Below are 16,654 nucleotides of genomic sequence, written 5' to 3' on the forward strand. Positions count from 1 at the left end.
CAGCATGGGATTCACGCGTGCCGAACTGGAATCGTTCCGAGACGCCGAGATCGACGATCTGATCGGGCCGAATTGTCGGCTGTTGTTCGTCGGTATCAATCCGGGACTGTGGACGGCGGCGACGGGCGCGCATTTCGCCAGGCCGGGTAATCGGTTCTACCCGGCACTACTGAGGGCAGGCATCATCGAGCGTCCGATCGATCCTTCCGCGGGTATGTCGGACGCTGACACACAACATCTGATCGATCGGGGAGTGGGGATCACCAACTTGGCGGTGCGGGCAACTGCGCGCGCAGATGAATTGACGTCGGAGGAGCTCGCAACTGGCGGAGTCCGGGTCCGAAAGATCGTGCGCGCAACCAAACCAGTAGTCGTTGCCTTCGCCGGGATCACCGCCTATCGAACAGCTTTCGGTGACAAGAAGGCGAAGGCCGGGCGCCAAGACCGCGATTTCGAGGGGGCAAAACTGTGGATCGTGCCCAATCCCAGTGGGCTGAACGCACACGAGACGGTGGATACGTTGGCCGCCAAATACCGTTCTGCTGCAGCCGAAGCCGGGATATTCTGACAGGAACTCTCAGTTCCGTTCGCCTGGAACGAAGTACGGGATAGAGTGATCGTATGTCTGTTCTTTACAACATCTTTGTAGTGATTCACCTACTCGGTATGGCTGCCCTGGTCGGTAGCTACTTCACCGTCCTCAAGGCTCCTTCGATCACCGAGGTCATGGTGTGGGGTGCCAGGATGCAGTTCGTGTCCGGCCTGATCATCGTCGGCTTGGGCGAAGGCGCGCTGGACAAGAACTACATTCACGCGAAAATCGCTGTGAAGCTGGTGCTTTCGCTGGTGATCGTGGCGCTGGCCGAGATCACCCGGGCGAAGCAGAAGAAGGGGCAACCCAATCCGAATCTGGTGCACGTCGTCGGCGGGTTGTCGATCGTAACCGTATTCGTGGCCGCGCTCTGGACCTGACAAAGACACAAAAGAGCCCCGGCGATCGAAACTCGCCGGGGCTCTTTGCTGTTGACGCGTCTACAGGCCCGGACGCTTGCCGATCGTCAGGGTCACTTCACCGGTGTGGGCGAAGAAGTCGTTGCCCTTGTCGTCGACGACGATGAACGCGGGGAAGTCCTCGACGTCGATCTTCCAGACGGCTTCCATACCCAGTTCGGCGTACTCGAGGATGTCGACCTTCTTGATGCAGTCGAGTGCCAGGCGAGCCGCCGGCCCACCGATCGATCCGAGGTAGAAACCTCCGTGGGTGTTGCAGGCGTCGGTAACCTGCTTGGAACGGTTTCCCTTGGCCAGCATGATCATCGAGCCACCGGCGGCCTGGAACTGCTCGACGTACGAGTCCATACGGCCGGCCGTGGTCGGGCCGAACGAACCGGACGCCATACCGTCGGGCGTCTTGGCTGGGCCGGCGTAGTACACCGGGTGATCCTTGAGGTACTGCGGCATCTCTTCACCTGCGTCGAGACGCTCTTTGATCTTGGCGTGCGCGATGTCGCGTGCCACGACGAGCGGACCGGTGAGCGACAGACGAGTCTTCACCGGGTGCTTGGAAAGCTCGGCGAGGATCTCGGCCATCGGCTTGGTGAGGTCGATCTTGACCGCAGCACCCTTGCCGGTACCCGAAATGCCATCGGTCTCTTCGTCGAGCTGAGCGTCCGTGACCTCGGGCAGGAAACGGCCCGGGTTGAATTCGAGCTGTTCCAGGAACACGCCCTCCGGCGTGATTTTGGCCTTCGCCTGTCGATCGGCCGAGCACGACACCGCAATGGCGACGGGCAATGAAGCGCCGTGGCGGGGGAGTCGAACGACGCGGACGTCGTGGCAGAAGTACTTACCGCCGAACTGTGCGCCGATGCCGATCTTCTGCGTGAGCTCGAAGACCTTCTTCTCGAGTTCGTGATCGCGGAAGCCGCGGCCCGTAATGGCGCCTTCGGTGGGGAGCTCGTCGAGGTAGTGCGCGGACGCGTACTTGGCTGTCTTCATCGCGAACTCGGCCGACGTGCCGCCGACGACGATTGCAAGGTGGTACGGCGGGCAGGCAGCGGTACCGAGCGAGCGGATCTTTGCCTCGAGGAACTGCATCATCGAGTCGGGGTTCAGGATCGCTTTGGTTTCCTGGTACAGGTAGGACTTGTTGGCGCTGCCGCCGCCCTTGGCCATGAAGAGGAACTTGTACGAGTTCTCATGTCCGGCAGCAGTATCGGCGTACAGCTCGATCTGTGCGGGCAAGTTGTTGCCAGTGTTCTTCTCGTCCCACATCGTGATGGGGGCGTTCTGCGAGTAGCGCAGGTTCAGACGCGTGTAGGCGTCGTAGACACCGCGGGCAATGGACTTCTCGTCGTCGCCGGGGGTGAGTACGTGCTGTCCACGCTTGCCCATGACGATGGCGGTTCCGGTGTCCTGGCACATCGGCAGAACGCCGGCAGCGGCGATATTGGCGTTCTTGAGCAGGTCGAGCGCGACGAACTTGTCGTTGTTCGACGCTTCGGGATCGTCGAGGATGCTCGCGAGCTGCGTCAGGTGATCCGTGCGCAGGTAATGAGAGATGTCGTGCAGCGCCGTTTCGGTCAGCAAGCGCATCGCTTCCGGCTCGACCTGAAGGAAGGTGCGGCCGTCCGGTCCCTCGACTGTCGACACCCCTTCGGTGGTGAGCAATCGGTACTCGGTGGTGTCATCACCGATCGGCAACAGGTCCTCATAGAGGAAGTCGGCCATCATCTCTCCTGAACAAGGGTGCGTGCGAAGGTCGCATTCAGGTTATCGTTGGGGGTTTCCTTCTCCGAATCGGGGCGGGTGTGAGCTGGAATTATCCGGATGCCACTGGCTCGATCAAGATACTTCGACCAGTTCGGAGAGCTCGGCGCCGCGAAATTCGGCAAGTATTTCGGCCTGCTCGGCCACTGCTGCACGGGCCGATCGTGACCACGTTCCCCACGGGGTGATCGCGACCTTCAGCTTCTTTCCGGACGCCCGCGGTCGCCACAGTCCGGTGATCGTGCCGCCGACCACCACCGTGCCCGGTCGCCCGAGGGTCGGCCACACCGTCTTCTGGGCGGCCGGATCGGGCACCAGGGTCTCCCGATCCTTGAGCTGTACATACGGATCGAAAGGCCCGAGCAAGCGCGTACTCGAATCGGAGGGGGAGCCGAGCAAGTCTTCGCGGTCTTGTTCGAGAATCCACCGCTTCTCGCCGTTCACCTCGATCTCCTCGGCATCGACGGGCCAGTGGGCTTTGACGTCCTTGACCGGGGCATCGAGAAACGACGCGACGTGAGCAGGAGCGGCGGGGCCGTAGAAGCGCAGATACCCGCGAATCACGTCGAAGCGGGGATCGGCGTCTGAACCTGAGGCTGTGTACGGGCGTCGGCGCCAACCCGGAATGCGTTCGAGCACTGGGGGAGATGTGCCCGGCTGTAGCTGGAGGCCTGCCTGAAGCGCCGCGAGCCGGAACGGCATCTCGTACAGATGAGTGGCGTTGCACGGGCGGCAGAATCTCAAATAGGGCTCGGTGACCCGCGTGGTCAATTGCGCGGACATCTCGCCCTTGACGGTTGGTTTCGAGACGATGTCCCGCATCGCAGTAGCAACTGTTTGCAGGGCACTCAGCGTCGGGATGCCGGCGGCCTTCAGGGGCCGATTCGCGTCGTAAATGCGCTTGGCTGCATCAGCCTCGCTGAACGGCGACGTGGCGACGGCGATGGCAGGCAGGTCGCCCCGACGGTAATAGTGGGGAGCGCCGCGCAACGTCCAGGCAAGAGCGAGCTCAGTGACGTCGCCGCGGAGGCCGCGGATCCGCAGGGCCCAGGCGGCTCCGTCAGGTCCGGTGTTCTGAATCCCGAGATCGAGAATGCTGCAATCGCTGTGATCGGCGTCACCGGCAGCCGCTCGGTCGAGTTGATGGCGGTGCCACCGGAAATTAGCTACCTGCGTGAGTGAGGTTGCGCTAGACATGATTTCAGTTTACTGGTGGGTAACCGCAGGATTTGGGGCAGTTGATCAATGCGACGACAGAATCGGTGAAATTCGACCGATTGTCCGGAATTTTTTCAGTAGCAGACCTTATTAGTCGAAATAATGACCCCATTGTCGGAATCCTTTGCCAACTGGTCGTTCGTATGATTACTGTTACCCACGTCACGGATACATTACAGATGTGACGCAGCTGTCACAGCACTGTCGGGTGCTTTTCGGCAGCTGACCTCTGACCTCTCAAGGAGATTCACATGGGTTCAATGGAAGGAATTCTCGGCGCTGTTGTTCAGGGCCTGGGATCACTGTTCAGCGCTGACGGTCTGCTCAAGACCTTCATGGGATCGGTAGAGACCATCTCCAAAGACCCCACCCCCTAATTCAGCGCGACATTGCCACGCCCGCTCCGGGTGTAGTTACTTCAATTTCGACAAACTGCAGGAGGAAACTCATGGGATCTCTCGGTGAAGCCATCGGAAGCGTCAACAACCTCGGTCAGCGTCTCGTCGACGCACTGACCACGCTCAGCGGCGGCACGGTTACGCCCAAGTAAGCGTCGTCTGACGAGAAAGGCTCACGCACTCGGTGCGTGAGCCTTTCCGCGTCGATCGGAACTAGGTCGACCGGATCGAGTTTTTCCGATCACGTCGGGTTTGCCTCTTTCAGCCGGTACCGTTCGAAAGGTTCCGCTGCCGAAGAGAGTGACCCGGATGATCGAGACTCGTGCTTTGCGAACGGTTTTCCGCGTCTTCGTGGCGTTGGCCACGGCAGTATGTGGGCTCCAGCTCCTCACGGCACCGGGTCACGCTCAGTCGGTGGACAGCAGGCTGGTCGACATCTCGGTGTACTCACCGTCGATGGGGCGCGACATTCCGTTGCAGGTCTTGCGGCCGGCTGATACCTCCACGCCCGCTCCGACGCTCTACCTACTCAATGGAGTGGACGGAGGCAAAGACGACGCGACGTGGTCGGTGCGGACCGATGCACCGAAGTTCTTCGCGGACAAGCACGTCAACGTGGTCACCCCTCTCGGTGGAGCATTCAGCTACTACACCGATTGGGAGCGGCCGGACCCCGGCCTCGCGAAATCCGGCAACAACAACGGGGTCAACATGTGGACCACGTTCCTGACGGAAGAACTACCGCCAGTCATTGATTCGACGTTCGGGACGACCGGCGAGAACGCACTTGCCGGCTTGTCGATGGCAGGCACGTCGGTACTGGATCTGGCTATGGCGGCGCCCGCGCTGTACAACAGTGTCGGGTCCTTCAGCGGGTGTGCGATGACGAGTCCAGGCATCGGTCAGGACTTCGTGAAACTCGTGGTCGCAGTGGGTGGTGGCAACGCGGAGAACATGTGGGGTCCGTACGATGGCCCGGGTTGGCCGGCTCACGATCCGGTTGTCAACGCGGACAAGCTACCTCGAATCCCGATGTACATCACTACCGCAACCGGGACTCCGGGTCCGTACGACACGCTTGCCGATCCACGGATCGACAACGACGTCACAGATTTGGCGTTGCAGCTTGCACTCGGTGGCGGAATCGAGGCGGCAACTCACTACTGCACCACCCAGCTTGCGGACAGGACGAACGCATTGGGTATGAACAACATTCGCTACAACTTCAAGCCGGCAGGAACGCATTCATGGGGATACTGGGAAGACGACTTACGCGACTCGTGGCCGATGATCGCCGCGTCGCTCGGCGTATGAGGCCCCATCGAGCAAGCCTTCGAAGCGTCGTTCTCGTCGGCGCGCTCGCCTTGATTTCACTACTTGCGTTGCCCTCGACCGCGCTCGCCGACGAGACCCCGAAGATAACGAGTGTCACCGAACTGTCTTCGCGCTTGGTTCTTCTCGACGTCGCGAGTCCCGCCATGGGGCGCACCGTGCAGGTGAAAGTGCTGCTTCCTGCCGACCGCTCGGAACCGCGCGGGACGCTGTATCTCCTGGACGGCAATTCCGGGCAGATCGAAGAGAACAACTGGCTGGCTCCGGCCAACGGCGACATCGTCCCGTTCTTTGCCGACAAGAACGTGAACGTCGTACTCCCCATCGGTGGAACCGGCACCATGTACACCGATTGGCAGGAAGACCACCCGAAATTCGGTCGTCTGAAATGGGAGACGTTCCTGACGAAAGAGCTTCCCTCACTGATCGACACGAGGTTCGCAACCAACGGGCACAACGCAATCGGCGGGATCTCGATGGGTGCAGAGGCCGCGCTGATCCTGGCCCAACGCTCGGCCGGGTTGTACGACGCGGTCGCGGGCTACAGCGGCTGCTACACAACCGTCGGAGGATTCGGCAAGGCGTTGACCGATCTTGTGGTCGTCAACGGAAATGCCCGTTCGGAGCAGATGTGGGGTCCGGCCGGCAGTGAGGCTTGGCAAGAGCACGACATTTTCGCCAATGCCGACAAGCTGCGCGGCACCAAGGTGTATCTCGCCTCGGGATCGGGACTACCAGGCCCGCACGAAACTCTCGATACTCCTGCCCTGGGCCGGGTACTGGTCGTTGGCGGGGTCATGGAACTGGGATCGAACCTGTGCACCGACCAGATCACGCAGGTGTTGCGCGATCGCGGAGTCGATGTCACCCGCAGCGCTCAACCGGTGGGGACGCACGGTTGGCCGTACTGGCGCGACGAACTCGTTCGCTCCTGGCCGATGCTCGACTCTGCGTTGTCGGCTTGAGTAATTCCTTGCGATGAGTTTCCGCTTCGGGCCGGGTCTATAACTCTGTACACCTGATTCGTAACCTCATCGACAAGGACAGAACATGCCTTCCATCACTCCCTGTTTGTGGTTCGACAACCAAGCAGAAGAAGCAGCGAACTTCTACATCTCGGTGTTCGGTTCCGGGCAGATCCTGGGAATCGAAAGATACGTCGAGGGATCGCCTTCCGGAATGCCGGCGGGATCGGTGATGACCGTCAGCTTCGAGCTCGGCGGTCAGCGATTCACCGGATTGAACGGCGGACCGATGTTCACGTTCTCGGAAGCAGTGTCATTCGAGATTCCGTGCGTCGATCAGGCTGAGGTCGATCACTACTGGTCCAGGCTGACTGAAGGTGGGGAAGAGGGCCCGTGCGGATGGGCCAAGGACAAGTTCGGATTGTCCTGGCAGGTAGTCCCGAATCGTCTTCTCGAACTGATGAAGGATCCGGATCGGGCCAAGGCACAACGCGCCACGGACGCGATGATGAAGATGAAGAAGATCGACATCGCAGAGCTCGAACGGGCCGCAGACGCATCCTGAACACGATCTGGCCGATGGGCGACAGTCTTCGTTAGCTGATGCTAGCCTTCCCTAATTCTCGCTGGAGCGTTGGAGGAGTGCTGGTAACCATGCGAATCAAAGTCTCTCGAATGAAGATTGCAGTCACGGCCTTGGCGGCCTCGCTCGCCGTCGCCGGGCTTGCCGGCTGCAGCAGTGACAGCGCTGACGCACCCGCGGCGGCGGGAGCAACCGTCTCGACCATGTTCGGTGACGTCGAGGTCCCGGCCAACCCGCAGCGCGTCGTCGCGCTCGGTTGGTCGGACGCCGAGACGGCACTTGCCCTCGGAACACAGCCGGTCGGTGTCGCGGACTGGATGGCGTTCGGTGGCAAGGGCGTCGGACCCTGGATTGCGGACGAGTTCACCACGGACCCGAAGATCCTCGGAACGATGGACCTGAGCATCGAGGACGTCATTGCTCTCGACCCGGACCTGATTTTGTGGACGAGAAGCGACAACACGCAGGCCACCTACGACAAGCTCAGCGCCATCGCGCCGACGGTCGGGCCGCCCCCGGGTCTGGCCACTGCGTACGGGACGACGGTCGAGCAGCAGACCGAACTCGTCGCGAAGGCTCTCGGCAAGGAAGCAGAAGGAAAGGCGCTACTGTCCGGCCTGGACGCCAAGTTCGACGCTGCAATTGCCGCCAATCCGAGCTTTGCGGGTAAGACAGCGGCCGTCGGCGCCTACAGTTCCGATGGTTACGGCGCGTACGTACCAGGCGACGCACGCGCAGACTTCATGACGCGCCTCGGCTTCACGATCCCGACGGCGATCACCGAAAAAGCCACCGGAAACTTCTATATCCCGGTCGCCAACGAGAACCTGAACTTGTTCGACGCGGATCTCACGGTGCTGTTTCCGATCTTCCTCGACAGCAGTGCGTTTGCGAACGATCCGCTACTGCGCGCAATCCCGTCGGCCCAGGAGGGACATCTGTTGATCCTCGATGACCCGGCACTCGTCAATGCGTTCTCGAGTGGCTCGGTACCGGGGTTGACCTACGCAATCGACAACGCCGTTCCGAAGTTTGCGAGCACGCTCGGCGCCTGATCAGAGGTGTTTCGGGACCTGCCCGTCACTGTGAGCGTGTTCGCAAACAGTGGCGGGCAGTTCTCATGCGTCAGTACACTGGAAAAAGTGAACTTTCAGCTAACGAGCGGCGGCCCAGTGGAGATCGGTCCAGTGGAGATCGCAACGACCGCTCCTCGTTTTCCGCGGATGCATGCATACGTGGATATCGCTGTTGTGATCGTGGTGCTGGTGGGAACCAATCTGATCGCGCATTTCACCACCGCCTGGGCAAGCATCGCGACGGTACCCATCTCTGCTCTCGTCCTGTTGGCGCTCACCAAGCGCCGGGGAATGGGATGGGCGGAATTGGGGCTCTCACCTCGCGATCTCCGGCGGGGTTCGAAGTACGCCCTTGCCGCTGTCGGCCTGGTCCTGACCGTTGTCGCCGTCGGCGCGTTGCTTCCGCTTACACGCCCCTTCTTCATGGCGGATCGCTACGCCACAATTTCCGGCGCGATCATCGCGTCGATGATCGTGATCCCGCTGCAGACCGTCATTCCCGAAGAGTTGGCTTTCCGTGGCGTCCTGCACGGCACGTTGAACCGGGTCAGTGGATTCCGCGGCGTCGCCGCTGCCGGTTCTCTGATGTTCGGACTGTGGCACATCGCGTCGTCGATGGGTTTGACCAGCGGTAACGAAGGTCTGTCCGGCTTTCTCGGTACCGGAGTCGTCGGCCAGGTCGCCGGTATCCTCGGAGCTGTTCTCGCCACCGCTGCGGCCGGTCTCGTATTCACCTGGCTTCGTCATCGAAGCGGCAGTCTCATTGCGCCGATTGCTCTGCATTGGTCGTTGAACGGTGCAGGTGCGCTGGCTGCGGCTCTTGTTTGGCATGCAACTCTTGCTTGATCCCAATATCTGACAAAAAGGACAGCATTCGCCGCGCGGCGCCGGGTAGTTTTGTGCTTTGCTCAGTAAGTGACGCACCTTCATCGAGGCCATGTCTTCCACATTTCCGGTCGTCCGACGGTTGAGGATGCGGCGCAGTCGCTCGTCTCGATCCCCGACGGCGTCTTGGCGATCGACGATGCCGGAACGATCGTCTACTGCGGAGAATTCGAATCGCTCCCCGGAGACCTCGCGGGCGGCGAAATTCACGATCATCGACCGGGTTTCCTGCTGCCCGGATTCGTCGATGCCCACATTCATTTCCCGCAGACCTACGCCGGCGATGCGTACGGCGGCGGCCAACTCCTCGAGTGGCTCGACCTGTGCGTCTTTCCCTCCGAATCGAGATTCGCTGATCCGGAGTTCGCCCAGCACGCTGCCGAGGCCTTCTGCGCTCGCCGAATCGCCACGGGAACGACGGCCGCGATGGTGTTCGGATCGGCCTTCCCGCACGCACAGGACGCATTGTTCAGTGAAACTCTGAATCGCGGCCTTCGAGTGGTCAGCGGCCGCGGGATTCAGACCACCGGCCCGGCGTCCGCTGCCGCGCTGATCACCTCGGAAGAGGACGCGATCAGACTCACCCGCGAGGAGATCGACAAGTGGCACGCGGCCGACACCGGCGACGTGAACACCGCACTCATTCACGTTGCAGTGGTTCCTCGCTTCTCCCTCGCGGTGACAACACGGACGCTGAAAGACTTGGGGGAGTTGTACGACTCGGTCCGTGACCGAGGCGTCTACTTCCACAGTCACCTCAATGAGAACAATCGGCCGGGAACCGGCGAGGTGGCAACCACACTCGCCGAGTACGAGGTCGAGACCTATCTCGACACGTACGACGGCAAGTTCCTCCCCGGCTCACAGGTCGGCGGAAAGAGCTTTCTGGGTCCGCGCGCGATACTCGCGCACTCGGTGCACTGCCAGGACTCCGAACTCGCACGAATGGCCGAGACCGGAACCTCGATCGCACATTGCCCGACGTCCCAGCAGTTTCTCGGCTCAGGCACCATGCCGTGGAAGCGAACCGTTGCGTCAGGGGTCAACATCGCGATCGGATCGGACTTCGGCGGCGGCGACGAGTGCCTGCTCACCCGAGTCCTCGGCGACGCCTTCAAGGTTCATATCTCCGAAGCCGGCGACGACGGAGTGTCGATGCACCCCGCCGAACTGCTGTTCACCGGAACACTCGCCGGTGCTCGCGCGCTGGACATGGAGAACCGGATCGGCAACTTCGACGAGGGCAAAGAGGCCGACTTCCTGGTGATCGATCCCTCCGGGTGGCCGCCGCTCGCCGGGCTCGTCAACCACGGAACGCGTTCGGATGATCCGATACTCGCCCGCGACCAGACGCTCTTCGGCCTCCTGATGGCGATGCGCGAGCCCGCGATTGCGCACGTATACGTGCAAGGGCGCCGGGTGTCGGGCTGACGTGTCCGCAACCGCCATCACCGGGTATCACCGAACGAGTTCGGGATTCCGGGCGTGGGTCGAGCGTGCGGCCGAGACCGCCGGTCGATTCGACGGCTACCTGAGCTGTGGCATCAGTGATCAACCGGAACCGGTGTCGCACGGCATGTCTGTCACATTCGACAGTGCCGACGATCTTCACCGTTGGCTGGAGTCGGGTGATCGCCGCGATCTCGAAAGAGCTGCTGCGGCAGCGGGAATTCTGGCACAGACGAGTGATCTGGTCCTCGTCGACGGAGTTCTGCCGCCGCCCGGTATCGGCGTGTACGACCACGTCGTCGTCGTGGGTAAGGAGCACGAGTTTCTGCGAACGCAACGCCATCTCATCGATCTCAGTTCGCGATTCTCCGGCTACGAGTCGGTGATGTTGTTGCGGTCGGTCACCGACTCCACCCAGTGGAAGTCCGTCCTTCGGTTTCGGACCGAGCAGCAATTGGCGGAGTGGATGGCGTCGCCCGAAAGGGCCGCGGCACTGCCGAAACTGCGAGCCGAGTTGGCCGAGGACTTCACCGAGACCACGCGGTCGACACCGTTCGGCACGATTCTGCGCACGGAGAACGGGCAGACCCGTGCGACGCCGAATTGGAAAACGGCGATGATCATCCTGCTCGTTCTCTATCCGACAGTGATGACGCTGTCACGATTTCTCGGGCCGCTGCTCGACGGGATCGGAGCGCCGCCGTGGCTGTCGATGTGGTTGAGCCAGATAGTCAGCGTCGGCGCCATGACGTGGTTCCTGATGCCGACGGCCACCAGGTGGTTCCGCCACTGGCTCGACCCGGTCGACGGCGCCGTTCCCCGCACCAACTGGCGCGGTGTCGCAGCGGTAATTGCGGTGTACGTCGTGACTCTGACGCTCTTCGCCTCCGTGAAGTGGCTGCAGTTCTGGGACTACTTCGACTGAATCCGGCCTCGGCGGAAGTAGGTGAGTGGCCCGAAGAAGTTGACGAAGATGATCGCCGCCCACTTCTTCTTGCTGCCGTTGACCGTATCGGCAGGGCGTCGCGCCAGGTCGGTCCACGCTGCGATCGCCAACAGGGACTGAATCGTTGCGAGCAGGGAGACCACGCGGCGCTGCGCGGGTGACAGCTCACTCCAGGATTTCTTTTTTGTGAGGTTCATGAACTCCACTGTGCCCTCGAACGTCCGATTGGTGTCGAGATAGGGCTGCTATCGGTGCCTGGAGTTCCGCAAATCGGTGTGAATAGCGTCACCATGATGACCGCTAGGTACGGTCCCGCGGTCAGTCGGGATGGTCGTTTTCGGCGTAAAGATCTCGCTAACTCGAACTGTGGCTGAATGTTTGCGCCCGGACTAACCTCGCGTGGCCACATTGCCGCGGGGGATTTGGCCAATCTGCTGGTACGCGCTCTAGCGGGAGCAACGCCCTCTCTGTTAAGTAAGGCTTGCCAATCTTGTGGTCCGCCTACAGGTTTGATGCTGCGAGATAGCTGTTATCGGGAACGATGTTCGGAATATGTCAATAAATCGTCCGTAGGTGACAGTTTGATCACTGCCGGTGGGCGTCACCTGTGTGTATGTCCGTGTCCCGAAGGGGTCGAAATGTAACGTCCCGGACACATTTGGTGTCGCGGAAGTAACGGAAGACCTCTACTCTTATCGCCAGCAGCCACTCACGTGGCGGCAATCCTCTGGACCGTATCTTCGACAGGAGCACATCGCATGAGCAGCGCAGAATTCTCGGATGCCTTCACCTTCCTCAACGACTTCTTCAGCAACGCGTCTGATCTCTTCAGCGCTCTGAGCTTCTTCACCTCGCTCAGCTGATAGCTTCCGGCCGCTAGGCCGACTCAGTGGCCCCCGAAGACATCGTCTTCGGGGGCCACTGTTGTCTGTCTGACTATCTGTCTAGCGTCCAATTTGGTGACAATGTGAGCATTGTTGGCCAAGTGCATGGCGGGGATGATGTGACTGTGGTGGAATGCGAGCGAAAGAAGATAGCTTGCCTGCCCGCCACTTCCAGCGGGACACGCCGATGATCGGAGCTTTGTGCACGTCTCGCGAAGAAACCTCTTCAAGTACGCAGCGGCTGGATCGGCAGCTGCCGGACTCGCTGCATTGAGCGGTACGACGTCGGTGGCCAATGCCGGTTCGCTGGGGACCCTGCTCGATTACGCCGCCGGTGTGCCGTCCGCTCAGGCAATCAAGGCCGCCGGGTATGCAGGCGCCATTCGATATGTCTCGGATAGGCGCCCGGGAGCCGATTGGATGGTCGGCAAGCCCGTACTGGCGCGGGAAACCGACGCGTTGACGGCGGCCGGACTCCAAGTCGTTTCCTGCTATCAATTCGGCAAGGGCGGAACGGCGGACTGGCGCGGGGCTCGCGAGGCAGGCAAGCGTCATGCTTCCCGTGGCCTCGAACTACACGCTGCGGCTGGTGGGCCGTCCGGTCGGCCGATTTACGCGTCGATCGACGACAACCCGACCAGTACCGAAATCACTACACTGATCTCGCCGTACCTCGAGGGGTGGGCCTCGGTCGTCGGCAACGGAGCACTCGGTATCTACGGAAACACGCGCGTGATCGACGCAATGATCAGCGCCGGCGTCGGAACCTGGTTCTGGCAGCACAATTGGGGTTCACCCGCAGGATATGTGCACCCGAGGGCAAACCTGCACCAGTTCGAGATCGACAAGCGCAAGGTCGACGGCGTCGGCGTGGATCTGAACTCGATCCTCACTCGCGACTACGGGCAGTGGTCGTTGGCCGGCTCGGTCGGGCCGGCCCAACCGGTTGGTTCCTCGTTACCGACAGGATCTATCGCACCATAGCGCCGAATTTGGCGAGCCAGGCCTTGGCGTCATCGGGGAGGGTGCCCGCCGCTTCGGCGGCGAGGCACCATGCTTTTGCCATCGACAGGAAGTTCATCGGGTTGTAGGCGTCTTCTTCGCGAGACCACAATCCGTTGCCGGCGTAATGCAGGATCGTGATGTTGGCGGCTCCGTGCTTGGATCCGTCGCCCGGATCCTCCATCGGGTTGTCGATCTCGCACACGATCCATCCGCGCTGCTCGTCGACGACGAACCAGTTGGCCGGGAACTCGGTCATGCGGTGCCCCGGGAACTCCGTCATCGTGCGAGTGACCCACTTGCGTACAGCTTCTCGGCCATTGAGGGTTCCGAAAGCGTGTTCCACGTAGACGACGTCCTCGGTGAACATGTCCGCGAAGGCGTTCCAATCGCCGGAACGAGTGCACTCGACAACGGTGTTCTGGTACCCCGCGAAGGCGTCTTCGAGTTCGGTACGCGTCCAGGTCATGAAGGGCTCCTCGGTTTGTCGTCGCTTCAGATTAGAACACGTTGCAGAATTGATTGTCGGTGATTCGATGCAGAAGAGTTCTGCGGTACCGTCGTTGACGGGTCGGGGACCCATTATGTGAGAGGGCACCACGTGGAGATCATCATCAATTTCATCTACACACTTTTGTCGAAGTTGCAGACTGGCAGCATCGAAGGCTCTTCGGAGAAGTGAGTCCTCTGCCGGGTTGATTCCCTTACGTGACTTTCTGTTTGGGAATCAACCCGGCGAACACCATCGTCACAGCGGCGGCGGCGATGGAAATCAGGAACGTGGCACGAAACGCCTCGAACGAGGGAATCACTGCGGTGCCGACGGTGATGGTCATTCCGGCCAGAACGACGCTCACGATCGCGGCAGACGTCGACGTGCCGATCGATCGCATCAAGGAGTTCAGTCCGTTCGCGGCTGCAGATTCCGTGATGGGGACTGCTCCCATGATCAGGGCGGGCATGGCCGAGTAAGAGAGCCCGACGCCCGCGCCGATGAACATTCCGGCCACGGCGACCTGCCAGACGCTCGACACCGTGAAATATGCAAAGGCATAACCCAATCCGATGACGAGGGCGCCGAGCATCAGCGTGATTCGTGGGCCACGCCACGCCGAAATGCGAGCGGAGACGGGTGAGAGCGCCATCATGACGAGTCCGCCGGGGGCCAGTGCGAGTCCCGCTGCGACCATGGACAGTCCGAGTCCGTAGCCGGTGGACGTCGGTGCCATGAGGAGTTGGGGGAGCGTCAAGGAATTGCCGTACATGGCAAAACCGACGGCGATCGAGGCGAAGTTGGTGAAGAGAACCTGAGGCCGGGCCGATACGCGGAGGTCTACCAGCGGTGCGCTGCGTCGAAGCTCCCACCATCCCCAGACGAGGAAACTGAGAGCGGAAACTGCCAGGAGGCCCAGGGTTTTCGGGTCGCCCCATCCCCAGGTTCCGCCTTTGGTGATGGGGAGTAACAGAGTGATCAGACCAACGGTGAGGCCGAACGCTCCGACGAAGTCGAAGCGTCCCGGGCGTCGTACCGTCGATTCGGGAATCACGAACGCAACCAGTGCGATGCAGATCAGCCCGAACGCCGCCGAAGTGACGAAGAGGAAGTGCCAGTTGGCATTCTGAGCGATCACCGCAGCGATCGGCAGTCCGATCGCACCGCCGACGCCGAGGGTGGCGCTCATGACCGCCATAGCTCCGGCCACTTTCTTCGGTGGAAGAACATCACGAATGATTGCTATGCCCAATGGAATTGCCCCGACCGATGCTCCTTGAAGAGCGCGGCCGACAACGAGCACGATCAGTGAAGGTGCGATCGCACAGATGGCTGAGCCCAAAACGACCATCCCGAGACTGACGAGCAGCATTCGCTTCTTGCCGAACATGTCGCCGAGGCGCCCGCTGATCGGCGTGATCACCGCGGCGGCGAGGAGCGTTGCGGTGACCGCCCACGAGGTGTCGGCGGGAGTGGAGTTCAGCAGGTGAGGCAACTGCGGAATGATGGGGACTACCAGCGTCTGCATCAAGGCGACGACGATTCCGCACAGCCCGAGGACAGTGAGTACGGGACCAGAAGGGGCGTAGTTCGTGGCCGTGGTTTTCTTGTCCGGGGATTTCTCGTCGACGCTCGACGAATCTGCGTGAACGGACATTCGGCTCCCGCCATGGCGTGTTCGGTTTCGGTGCGTTCGCCCCAGTGTGCACGCTACACATCGTGTGTATTCTGCACAATATGAGTGTGGATCGGGAACCTGAACTGGTGAATATCGAGTACGAGTTGACCCTGCTCTCGCGCTATCACGCGCTCGCTCAACGGGCGGAACTTCATCTGGACCGGTCCGCGTATCTACTGCTCGGACGACTGGAATTGCAACAACCGATGAGCCTCAAGGAGCTCTCCTGTGCCTTCTCGCTCGACATCTCGACCATCAACCGGCAGATCGGCGCGCTGAGGCGTCAGGGCTTGGTGGAGCGAGTGGAGGATCCGGACGGTGGGCTGGCGCGAAAGGTTCGGCCGACGGTGCAGGGTCTGTCGAAACTTCGTGCAGATCGCGAACATTCGACGGCCGGCGTCGAAAAGGTCTTGCGTGAGTGGACGCCGGAGCAACGCCTCGCGCTCGGTGACCTACTGCGGCAATTCAATACCTCGGTCGAGTCCTTGGAAGGCCGCGACTGGCCGCGACCGAATCAGGTCTGAGAGTGCGAGACGGACCGCAGCGATCGATCCGGATCGCTCGAATCCGATTCCGGCGCAATGACAACAAGTTTCGGATGTTCCTCAGGTGCTGCGTGATTTCCACGCCAGGAGAGTAGTGACCAGCGTGAGAGGCCGGACAGTGCCGACCCGAGGCTGGTGAACGAGCCCGAACTCAGCACCGACGCCGTAGACCCGATGCTTCCGATGGAGAGGAAAGAGCCGACGCTACCGATCGAGAGGATCGAATACGCCGATCCGATCGAGAGAATGGACCCCTCGGATCGGATGGACAGTATCGATCGACTCGACTTGTGAGACCGTATCGACTGGTCGTCTGGGCTCGATGCCTTGTCTGGACGGCCATGCGTGATGTCCACTCGTAGATGTCCCATCTATCGGGTCTATCACGGTGATCGGAGATGCAAAAGGGACCCGCCGAAATTCGGCGGATC

Annotated in this window: 18 protein-coding genes; 12 read left to right on the forward strand and 6 right to left on the reverse strand. The window is 61.2% G+C overall.

Going from position 1 to position 16,654, the window contains the following annotated elements:
- Positions 1–4: 4 nt before the first annotated feature.
- A complete protein-coding gene (locus CPI83_RS09200; RefSeq protein ID WP_097387120.1) occupies positions 5–568 on the forward strand; it encodes a mismatch-specific DNA-glycosylase in 564 nt (187 codons plus the stop codon).
- A gap of 53 nt (positions 569–621) precedes the next feature.
- Positions 622–972 (forward strand): hypothetical protein, encoded by a 351-nt coding sequence (locus tag CPI83_RS09205; RefSeq protein WP_020908500.1) that lies wholly within the window; start codon positions 622–624, stop codon positions 970–972.
- 60 nt (positions 973–1,032) lie between these two features.
- Here the strand turns inward: CPI83_RS09205 and CPI83_RS09210 are convergent, their stop codons facing one another.
- Both CPI83_RS09210 and CPI83_RS09215 read right to left on the reverse strand, forming a co-directional pair.
- Entirely contained in the window at positions 1,033–2,730 is a 1,698-nt protein-coding gene (locus tag CPI83_RS09210) for a fumarate hydratase (RefSeq protein WP_003945198.1), read from the reverse strand.
- A 114-nt stretch (positions 2,731–2,844) separates the two neighbouring features.
- Positions 2,845–3,966: a winged helix DNA-binding domain-containing protein gene (locus CPI83_RS09215; protein ID WP_097387121.1), complete on the reverse strand. Its 1,122-nt coding sequence runs from the start codon at positions 3,964–3,966 to the stop codon at positions 2,845–2,847.
- A 272-nt stretch (positions 3,967–4,238) separates the two neighbouring features.
- Between CPI83_RS09215 and CPI83_RS31315 the strand changes: the two genes are divergently transcribed.
- The 8 genes from CPI83_RS31315 to CPI83_RS09250 all read left to right on the forward strand — a co-directional run bounded on the left by CPI83_RS31315 (position 4,239) and on the right by CPI83_RS09250 (position 11,600).
- Positions 4,239–4,364, forward strand: a complete 126-nt coding sequence (locus CPI83_RS31315; protein ID WP_019744544.1) for a hypothetical protein — start codon at positions 4,239–4,241, stop codon at positions 4,362–4,364.
- 330 nt (positions 4,365–4,694) lie between these two features.
- Positions 4,695–5,699, forward strand: a complete 1,005-nt coding sequence (locus CPI83_RS09220; RefSeq protein ID WP_097387122.1) for an alpha/beta hydrolase family protein — start codon at positions 4,695–4,697, stop codon at positions 5,697–5,699.
- A complete protein-coding gene (locus CPI83_RS09225; protein WP_232816895.1) occupies positions 5,696–6,682 on the forward strand; it encodes an alpha/beta hydrolase family protein in 987 nt (328 codons plus the stop codon). The genes CPI83_RS09220 and CPI83_RS09225 overlap by 4 nt, the downstream gene beginning before the upstream one ends.
- A gap of 85 nt (positions 6,683–6,767) precedes the next feature.
- A complete protein-coding gene (locus CPI83_RS09230) occupies positions 6,768–7,247 on the forward strand; it encodes a VOC family protein (protein WP_007726307.1) in 480 nt (159 codons plus the stop codon).
- Between the two features lie 89 nt (positions 7,248–7,336).
- A complete protein-coding gene (locus CPI83_RS09235; protein WP_097387124.1) occupies positions 7,337–8,320 on the forward strand; it encodes an iron-siderophore ABC transporter substrate-binding protein in 984 nt (327 codons plus the stop codon).
- A gap of 168 nt (positions 8,321–8,488) precedes the next feature.
- On the forward strand, positions 8,489–9,187 hold the full coding sequence (locus tag CPI83_RS09240; protein ID WP_020908494.1) for a CPBP family intramembrane glutamic endopeptidase: 699 nt from the start codon (positions 8,489–8,491) through the stop codon (positions 9,185–9,187).
- Positions 9,188–9,256: 69 nt separating this feature from the next.
- Positions 9,257–10,657, forward strand: a complete 1,401-nt coding sequence (locus tag CPI83_RS09245) for an amidohydrolase family protein (protein WP_020908493.1) — start codon at positions 9,257–9,259, stop codon at positions 10,655–10,657.
- 1 nt (position 10,658) lies between these two features.
- Positions 10,659–11,600, forward strand: a complete 942-nt coding sequence (locus CPI83_RS09250; protein WP_097387125.1) for an antibiotic biosynthesis monooxygenase — start codon at positions 10,659–10,661, stop codon at positions 11,598–11,600.
- Here CPI83_RS09250 and CPI83_RS09255 read toward each other — a convergent pair.
- A complete protein-coding gene (locus CPI83_RS09255; RefSeq protein WP_031331074.1) occupies positions 11,588–11,818 on the reverse strand; it encodes a PLD nuclease N-terminal domain-containing protein in 231 nt (76 codons plus the stop codon). The two genes, CPI83_RS09250 and CPI83_RS09255, sit on opposite strands and share 13 nt — an antisense overlap.
- An 888-nt stretch (positions 11,819–12,706) precedes the next feature.
- Between CPI83_RS09255 and CPI83_RS09260 the strand changes: the two genes are divergently transcribed.
- Positions 12,707–13,489 (forward strand): DUF1906 domain-containing protein, encoded by a 783-nt coding sequence (locus CPI83_RS09260; RefSeq protein ID WP_069146332.1) that lies wholly within the window; start codon positions 12,707–12,709, stop codon positions 13,487–13,489.
- Here CPI83_RS09260 and CPI83_RS09265 read toward each other — a convergent pair.
- Both CPI83_RS09265 and CPI83_RS09270 read right to left on the reverse strand, forming a co-directional pair.
- Positions 13,476–13,976, reverse strand: a complete 501-nt coding sequence (locus CPI83_RS09265) for a nuclear transport factor 2 family protein (protein WP_007726289.1) — start codon at positions 13,974–13,976, stop codon at positions 13,476–13,478. The two genes, CPI83_RS09260 and CPI83_RS09265, sit on opposite strands and share 14 nt — an antisense overlap.
- 235 nt (positions 13,977–14,211) lie before the next feature.
- On the reverse strand, positions 14,212–15,657 hold the full coding sequence (locus tag CPI83_RS09270) for an MFS transporter (RefSeq protein ID WP_019744532.1): 1,446 nt from the start codon (positions 15,655–15,657) through the stop codon (positions 14,212–14,214).
- A gap of 80 nt (positions 15,658–15,737) precedes the next feature.
- Between CPI83_RS09270 and CPI83_RS09275 the strand changes: the two genes are divergently transcribed.
- Entirely contained in the window at positions 15,738–16,202 is a 465-nt protein-coding gene (locus CPI83_RS09275; RefSeq protein ID WP_024487315.1) for a MarR family winged helix-turn-helix transcriptional regulator, read from the forward strand.
- On the opposite strand, the gene CPI83_RS09280 is transcribed toward CPI83_RS09275, so the two are convergent.
- Positions 16,193–16,594, reverse strand: a complete 402-nt coding sequence (locus CPI83_RS09280; RefSeq protein ID WP_232816897.1) for a hypothetical protein — start codon at positions 16,592–16,594, stop codon at positions 16,193–16,195. The genes CPI83_RS09275 and CPI83_RS09280 overlap by 10 nt on opposite strands.
- Positions 16,595–16,654: the final 60 nt, after the last annotated feature.

Origin of the sequence: Rhodococcus sp. H-CA8f (assembly GCF_002501585.1) — a bacterium.
GTDB lineage: Bacteria > Actinomycetota > Actinomycetes > Mycobacteriales > Mycobacteriaceae > Rhodococcus_F > Rhodococcus_F erythropolis.

Excerpts from the sequence above, each read along its gene's own strand:
- CPI83_RS09200 (WP_097387120.1), top strand. The coding sequence starts at position 5 with ATGGGATTCACGCGTGCCGAACTGGAATCGTTCCGAGACGCCGAGATC.
- CPI83_RS09205 (WP_020908500.1), top strand. The coding sequence starts at position 622 with ATGTCTGTTCTTTACAACATCTTTGTAGTGATTCACCTACTCGGTATG.
- CPI83_RS09210 (WP_003945198.1), bottom strand. The coding sequence starts at position 2,730 with ATGGCCGACTTCCTCTATGAGGACCTGTTGCCGATCGGTGATGACACC.
- CPI83_RS09215 (WP_097387121.1), bottom strand. The coding sequence starts at position 3,966 with ATGTCTAGCGCAACCTCACTCACGCAGGTAGCTAATTTCCGGTGGCAC.
- CPI83_RS31315 (WP_019744544.1), top strand. The coding sequence starts at position 4,239 with ATGGGTTCAATGGAAGGAATTCTCGGCGCTGTTGTTCAGGGCCTGGGA.
- CPI83_RS09220 (WP_097387122.1), top strand. The coding sequence starts at position 4,695 with ATGATCGAGACTCGTGCTTTGCGAACGGTTTTCCGCGTCTTCGTGGCG.
- CPI83_RS09225 (WP_232816895.1), top strand. The coding sequence starts at position 5,696 with ATGAGGCCCCATCGAGCAAGCCTTCGAAGCGTCGTTCTCGTCGGCGCG.
- CPI83_RS09230 (WP_007726307.1), top strand. The coding sequence starts at position 6,768 with ATGCCTTCCATCACTCCCTGTTTGTGGTTCGACAACCAAGCAGAAGAA.
- CPI83_RS09235 (WP_097387124.1), top strand. The coding sequence starts at position 7,337 with ATGCGAATCAAAGTCTCTCGAATGAAGATTGCAGTCACGGCCTTGGCG.
- CPI83_RS09240 (WP_020908494.1), top strand. The coding sequence starts at position 8,489 with ATGCATGCATACGTGGATATCGCTGTTGTGATCGTGGTGCTGGTGGGA.
- CPI83_RS09255 (WP_031331074.1), bottom strand. The coding sequence starts at position 11,818 with ATGAACCTCACAAAAAAGAAATCCTGGAGTGAGCTGTCACCCGCGCAG.
- CPI83_RS09265 (WP_007726289.1), bottom strand. The coding sequence starts at position 13,976 with ATGACCTGGACGCGTACCGAACTCGAAGACGCCTTCGCGGGGTACCAG.
- CPI83_RS09270 (WP_019744532.1), bottom strand. The coding sequence starts at position 15,657 with ATGTCCGTTCACGCAGATTCGTCGAGCGTCGACGAGAAATCCCCGGAC.
- CPI83_RS09275 (WP_024487315.1), top strand. The coding sequence starts at position 15,738 with ATGAGTGTGGATCGGGAACCTGAACTGGTGAATATCGAGTACGAGTTG.
- CPI83_RS09280 (WP_232816897.1), bottom strand. The coding sequence starts at position 16,594 with ATGGGACATCTACGAGTGGACATCACGCATGGCCGTCCAGACAAGGCA.